Raw genomic sequence first — 6,783 nt, forward strand, 5'->3', positions numbered from 1 at the left:
TGGAGGTAAGTCTAGATGTCGTATTACACCAAAGCAAAATTCTTTACGAGCGCACCTGATATTCGTCATTTAAAGAATGATACCGGAATTGAAGTAGCGTTCGCGGGCCGCTCTAATGCGGGTAAATCGAGTGCACTTAACACGTTAACTCGTCAGAAGAACTTGGCAAGAACCAGTAAAACACCGGGTCGCACCCAATTGATCAACGTCTTTGAATTAGAAGAAGACTTACGCTTGGTTGATTTGCCAGGATATGGCTTTGCAAAAGTGCCAGTAGCCATGAAAAAGAAGTGGCAGGCGTCACTTGGTGAATATCTTCAAAAGCGCAAGTCCCTTAAAGGATTAGTCGTTTTAATGGATATTCGTCACCCCTTCAAAGATTTAGACCAAGATCTTATCCATTGGGCAGTAGCGTCAAATATTCCTGTACTGGCATTACTTACTAAGGCCGACAAACTTAAAAGCGGTAAGCGAAAGGCACAGCTGTTAATGGCGCGTGAAGCTGCGATGGCATTTATGGGCGATGTTACCGTGCAAACCTTCTCGTCATTAAACAAGCACGGGTTACCCGAATTAGAGCGTATTTTGGATACGTGGTTTGGCATAGATAAACAAGACGAAATAGAAGAGTCTGATAGCGAAGTACAGTAGCGCAATTTACCCTTACCGTTTGTGCTGATCTGACGTGCCCGATGGATAGGTATGATGGGGTGTTAGAAAAAAGAACGCCCCGCATAGAGCGAGGCGTAAACTGAGAGAAAACACATAAAAACCGTAGATATAGAGTCGTGATAAATAGAGAAGTTCAGAAAAATTAAAATAAAATTCGCTTTATTTTTTAAGTTATTGATATTTTTGGATTATTTATTTTCTGCAGATATAAAAAAACCCCGACAAAACTGTCGGGGTTAAAGCAAAGGTTTGAAAACAGCTTTCTCACCTCTGTACCCTACATGTGTAATATTACAACAAAGCACAGAAAAGGCAAGGGTGTTATGTAATTAAATTACCAAATTTAATGAATATAACGCGCCTTTTAATGTAAAAACTGTAATCTAATTACCAAACTAGTGCGCTTCATCCCAGTTTTCGCCCACACCTGCCTCGACAACCAGCGGAACATTTAGCGTAGCTGCGCTTTCCATAAGAGCAGTGATAGTAGAGACATAGGTTTCCACTTTGTCTTCTTTTATCTCAAAAACCAATTCATCGTGCACCTGCATCATCATGGTCACATCATCAGATGCATTTTTCCTAATCCAGTCATCAACTTTGATCATCGCCATCTTAATAATGTCTGCCGCTGTGCCTTGCATAGGCGCGTTTATCGCTGCGCGCTCTGCGCCTTTTCTACGTGCACCATTACTGGCTTTAATATCAGGCAAATAAAGTCTGCGACCAAATACGGTTTCTACATAACCTTTTTCTTTCGCGCTCTCACGTGTTGAATCCATGTACTCAAGCACGCCTGGGTAGCGCTCGAAGTAAAGATCCATATATTTCTGTGCTTCATTACGTGGAATATTAAGTTGCTTCGACAACCCAAAGGCACTCATACCGTAAATTAAGCCAAAGTTAATCGCTTTTGCACTGCGACGCTGTTCAGTGGTTACTTCATCAAGTGGTACACCAAAAACTTCCGCAGCGGTTGCTTTATGAATATCTTTACCATGCGCAAAGGCATCTAACAGACCCTTATCACCCGAAAGGTGAGCCATTATTCGCAATTCAATTTGTGAGTAGTCGGCTGCGACGAACTTATTTCCTTCTCTTGGTACAAATGCCTGACGTACGCGGCGACCTTCCTCATTTCGGATAGGGATGTTCTGTAAGTTAGGATCGGTGGAAGAGAGTCGTCCCGTGGCGGTTACTGCTTGGTGATACGAAGTATGCACTCGACCCGTACGATGATTGATCATCTTAGGAAGTTTATCCGTGTAGGTATTCTTTAGCTTGGTTAGGCCACGGTATTCCATGATCTTCTTCGGCAACGGGTACTCAAGCGCAAGTTCTTGCAGTACGTCCTCAGAAGTAGACGGCGCCCCTTTAGGCGTTTTCTTTATGATCGGTAGCGACATTTTTTCGAACAAGACATGTTGAAGCTGCTTAGTAGAACCTAAGTTGAATGGCTCGCCAGCTTCCTCATGTACTTCACTTTCAAGCTCGGCAATCCGTGTGGCAAGATCCTGGCTTTGCTGACGCAGTCTTTGGCTATCTATCAATACACCTTCCTGTTCCATACGAGAAAGTACACAGGCTAGGGGAACCTCAACATCTATCAATAGATTTTTAAGCTCAGGAATTTCTTTCAACTTCGTCCAAATAGCGTTGTGTAAGCGAAGTGTGATATCAGCATCTTCTGCGGCATAAGGCCCTGCTTCTTCAAGGCTAATTTGATTAAACGTTAGCTGCTTTGCGCCTTTACCCGCAATCTCTTCAAAGTGAATAGTTTTATGACCAAGGTAGGCTAGGGCAAGCGAGTCCATATCATGGCGCTGCGCAGTACTGTTTAGTACATAGCTTTCAAGCATGGTGTCAAAGCCGATGCCGTTTAAGGTAATGTCATAGTTCGCTAACACATTTTTGTCGTATTTTATGTGTTGACCTACTTTGATCACGGTGTCCGATTCTAAAATAGGCTTTAATGCGTCTAATACAAATTCTCGTGATAGCTGGGCGGGTGCATCTGGATAATCGTGAGCAACAGGCACATAAGCAGCTTCACCTTCCTCTATACAAAATGAAACGCCAACTAACTCCGCATCCATGTAGTTAAGGCTGGTTGTCTCGGTATCAAAAGCGATGAGTTCGGCTTTTTCTAGCTTCGCTACCCAAGCGTTAAAACGCGCCTCATCAAGCACGGTCTCATACTTCGACTTATCTATTTCTACCGCTAAACTTTGTTCGGTATCTTCTACGCTGTCACTTTTGCTTTCGTCGGCGCTTGAATTGGCAGCTGAGGTATCTCCGCCGGCTACAAGCGCGCTTACTTCCGCGTGCCAGCGTTTGAACTCGTATTCGGCAAACAGATCGCGAAGTTGTTCGTTATCTGCCTGACACGGCATTAACGTCTCAACGTCGTAGTCAAGGTCAAGATCGATGCTGATAGTAGCTAGGGTATAAGATAGCCGAGCTTGCTCTTCGTATTCCTGCATTTTAGCCGCCATCGACTTACTGCCTCTAAACGATAGATCTGCAATTTTATCCAGGTTCTTATATATGTCGTCGATACCGCCAATACCGTTTAACAAGGCTTGAGCACTTTTATCACCTACACCAGGTACACCTGGAATGTTATCGACTTTATCGCCCTTAAGCGCAAGGAAGTCGATCACAAGCTCCGGTGGAATACCAAACTTCGTATTTACACCTTCGACATCCATCAGTTGGTTTGTCATGGTGTTGATTAAGGTGACATGTTCATTAACTAGTTGCGCCATGTCTTTATCGCCGGTGCTGATAAGGGTATCAATACCTTTTTCTGTGGCGTGTTTGGCTAACGTGCCAATCACGTCATCAGCTTCTACACCCGACTCAACAATAACAGGTAAACCCATTGCCTTAATGATGGCGTGCAACGGTTCGATTTGGCTTCTTAGCTCATCCGGCATCGGAGGACGGTTCGCTTTGTACTCTTTATAGATGTCATCGCGAAAGGTCTTGCCTTTAGCATCAAAAATCACCGCCATATGCGTCGGGTTGTATTGTTTGATCAAGCTTTTAAGCATGTTCACAACACCATAAATAGCACCGGTGTCTTGACCTTTTGAGTTGGTTAATGGTGGTAAACCGTGAAAGGCACGAAAAAGATATGACGATCCATCGACAAGAATAAATGGAGGCTTTTTAGAATCAGGCATAGATGGCGATTTTCCAATAGAGAATATGAGCGCAAGGATGCCACAGGCTAGGGCAGATCGCCATATCATGAAGGAACATTAAGGTCGATAGCGGATCGCATTTCGCCTGTGGATAACTTTGTGATCTAAAATTTTGGGCACAGTGATCCGGATGATCTTTGTCAAGTTAAAGATCACCTTTCAAATCAAGAAAAATAAGGGAATGAGACTTAGGTGTGAAAACAGCGTACCTGCTACTTACCATTCCATTTTATGTGGATAACTTGGTGTACGTTTATTTTTGGTTTAACCAAGTTGGTCAAGTAATGTAGCATAACCATTAACAATGTATACACGTATTATTAAGAACTTTTTTTGAACAGTTGTGTGTTTAATAGCCAAATTTTGAATAAGTAGATGGCATAGCGTCTAGGAGGACAATATGAAACAAGTAGCCGTTATTTTAAGTGGTAGTGGTGTGTTTGACGGGGCTGAGTTACACGAAGCGGTATTGACACTTTTAGCCATTGAGCAAGAAGGTGCGTCTTACCAGTGTTTTGCTCCAGATGTAAACCAACTGCATGTAGTCAATCACTTAACCGGTGAGGTATCAGAAGGTGAAACCCGAAATGTGTTAGTAGAATCGGCCCGTATTGCCCGAGGTGATATAAAACCCGTGACTGAGTGCGACGTAACTGCTTTTGACACACTTATTTTACCTGGTGGTTTTGGCGCTGCGAAGAACCTGTGCACGTTTGCTGTAGACGGTGAAAATTGTACCTTTAACGAAGAGGTGCTGACAGTGTGCAAAGCCTTTGCTCAAGCTAAAAAGCCCGCAGCGTACGCGTGTATTGCACCTGCGCTAGCAGCAAAAGTGTATGGCAACAAAACTAAACTGACCATTGGCAATGACGAAGCCACGGCTGGTGGGCTGAATGCCTTAGGAGCAACGCATGTAGAGTGCCCAGTTGATGAGGTGGTTGTTGATAATGACGCGAAGCTTGTTACTACACCTGCGTATATGCTGGCGCAAAGCATTAGTGAAGCCAATGCGAGTATTGCTAAGATGGTCAAAACCGTGCTTGCTATGAAATAGAAAACTAAAAAAATAAAAGTGGTTGGTTTTTTCCTAGTGAAAAGATCAGGTGCCTTTATGTGTAATTAGCCTAATGTAGTGGGGAGACAAAGGTTTCCCCTTGTTCATTATAGTCCTATAATCAAAACCCTATGCGTAACGTATAGGATTTCATCTACCTTGTTTCACGTAGATAGATTCGCTTTTTGAAACCATATCAAAAAGCACATTGTAACTAGGGCTCAGTAGTCCTTATGCGCACTATAAAAATAAAGGCATAACAAACAATGCACTACCGTGCCATCATACGAATACTTGGGTTATTAATTGCGCTTTTTAGCGTAACCATGATCCCACCCGCTATCGTGTCGTTGATTTATCAAGATGGCAGTGGCCTGCCTTTTATCCTCGCATTTATATTTTGTGTCATCGGCGGTATGGCATTGTGGTATCCCAACCGTCAGCAGAAAAATGACTTAAGAGCACGAGAAGGGTTTCTGATTGTTGCGCTGTTTTGGTCAGTACTAGCAAGCGTGGGGGCAATTCCACTTATCTTGCTAGAGCAACCAAGCATGACGGTAACCGATGCTTTCTTTGAGTCATTTTCTGGCCTGACTACCACTGGAGCTACGGTTATTGAGGGGATAGATTTTCTTCCTCACTCAGTACAGTTTTACCGTCAACAACTTCAGTGGTTAGGTGGCATGGGTATCATCGTACTCGCAGTTGCCATTTTACCTATCCTTGGAGTAGGGGGAATGCAGCTTTATCGGGCAGAAACTCCTGGCCCAGTTAAAGATAATAAAATGACTCCGCGTATTGCCGATACGGCAAAGCATTTGTGGTACATCTACCTATCCATAACCATTGCATGTGCCGGTGCATACTGGCTTGCGGGAATGAATGTTTTTGATGCGATTTGCCATTCTTTCTCAACGGTTGCTATTGGTGGCTTTTCGAACCACGACGCCAGCTTAGGCTATTTTAATAGTCCTATGGTAAACGTGGTGTGTACCGTGTTTTTGCTTATTGCTGCGTTAAACTTCTCATTACACTATGCGGCGGTGAGCTCTCGTTCGGTTAAAGGCTATTTTAACGATCCAGAGTTTAAGGCGTTTTTTATCATTCAAGCCTCACTCATCGGGATTTGTTTCCTAGTACTTACGCTATCAGGCTACTATAGCTCGGCAGAGCAGGCTTTAGACCAAGCTATGATCCAAGCGGTATCTATTAGTACCACTGCCGGGTTTGCAACCACTGATTTTTCAGTCTGGCCGGCATTCCTCCCTATTATGCTTATTTTTTCAAGCTTTATCGGCGGGTGCGCAAGTTCCACGGGTGGGGGCTTAAAAGTAGTACGCGTCTGCTTACTGTTTCTACAAGGCAAGCGTGAGGTTGATAGGCTAATTCACCCGAAAGCGGTATACAGCGTTAAGTTTGGCGACCGTGCCATGCCTGACAGAGTAGTAGAGGCCGTATGGGGGTTCTTTTCAGCTTATGCAGTGGTGTTTGTTATCATTATGATAGGCTTGATTGCCACGGGTTTAGATAACCTAAGCGCCTTTACCGCTACTGCGGCCATGCTGAATAACTTAGGTCCGGGATTGGGGAGCGTAGCGGCCAACTATGCTGATGTTACTGACGCAGGCAAATGGATACTGGTGATTGCCATGGTATTTGGGCGACTAGAGGTCTTCTCATTGCTGGTCTTGTTCTCACCAACGTTCTGGCGCAGTTAACAAATAAACCGGTAGTTTTGATACGAGCTAAAAAAAAGGGCGATAAATATCGCCCTCAGATTGATGATAAACCCCTCTTTTTTCGGAGGGGTTTATTTTTTCTAGCAGCCGAAGGCTGCGATCGCGATAT

Annotated in this window: 4 protein-coding genes; 3 read left to right on the plus strand and 1 reads right to left on the minus strand. The window is 44.0% G+C overall.

Annotated features, from left to right (window positions below; all coding sequences use genetic code 11):
- Positions 1-15 precede the first annotated feature (15 nt).
- Positions 16-651, plus strand: a complete 636-nt coding sequence (gene yihA / locus NO989_RS05705; protein ID WP_171337508.1) for a ribosome biogenesis GTP-binding protein YihA/YsxC — start codon at positions 16-18, stop codon at positions 649-651.
- A gap of 416 nt (positions 652-1,067) precedes the next feature.
- On the opposite strand, the gene polA is transcribed toward yihA, so the two are convergent.
- Complete coding sequence (gene polA / locus NO989_RS05710; RefSeq protein WP_371342208.1) at positions 1,068-3,860, minus strand: DNA polymerase I; 2,793 nt, start codon at positions 3,858-3,860, stop codon at positions 1,068-1,070.
- Positions 3,861-4,281: 421 nt separating this feature from the next.
- Here polA and elbB point away from each other — a divergent pair, with 421 nt between their 5' ends.
- Both elbB and NO989_RS05720 read left to right on the plus strand, forming a co-directional pair.
- The gene (gene elbB / locus NO989_RS05715; protein ID WP_239238861.1) at positions 4,282-4,935 is read left to right on the plus strand and encodes an isoprenoid biosynthesis glyoxalase ElbB; all 654 of its coding nucleotides are present in this window, start codon (positions 4,282-4,284) and stop codon (positions 4,933-4,935) included.
- Between the two features lie 266 nt (positions 4,936-5,201).
- Complete coding sequence (locus NO989_RS05720) at positions 5,202-6,653, plus strand: TrkH family potassium uptake protein (RefSeq protein ID WP_014947725.1); 1,452 nt, start codon at positions 5,202-5,204, stop codon at positions 6,651-6,653.
- The last annotated feature ends 130 nt before the right edge of the window (positions 6,654-6,783 follow it).

The organism is Alteromonas sp. DY56-G5 (genome assembly GCF_041414725.1).
Classification (GTDB): domain Bacteria; phylum Pseudomonadota; class Gammaproteobacteria; order Enterobacterales; family Alteromonadaceae; genus Alteromonas; species Alteromonas macleodii.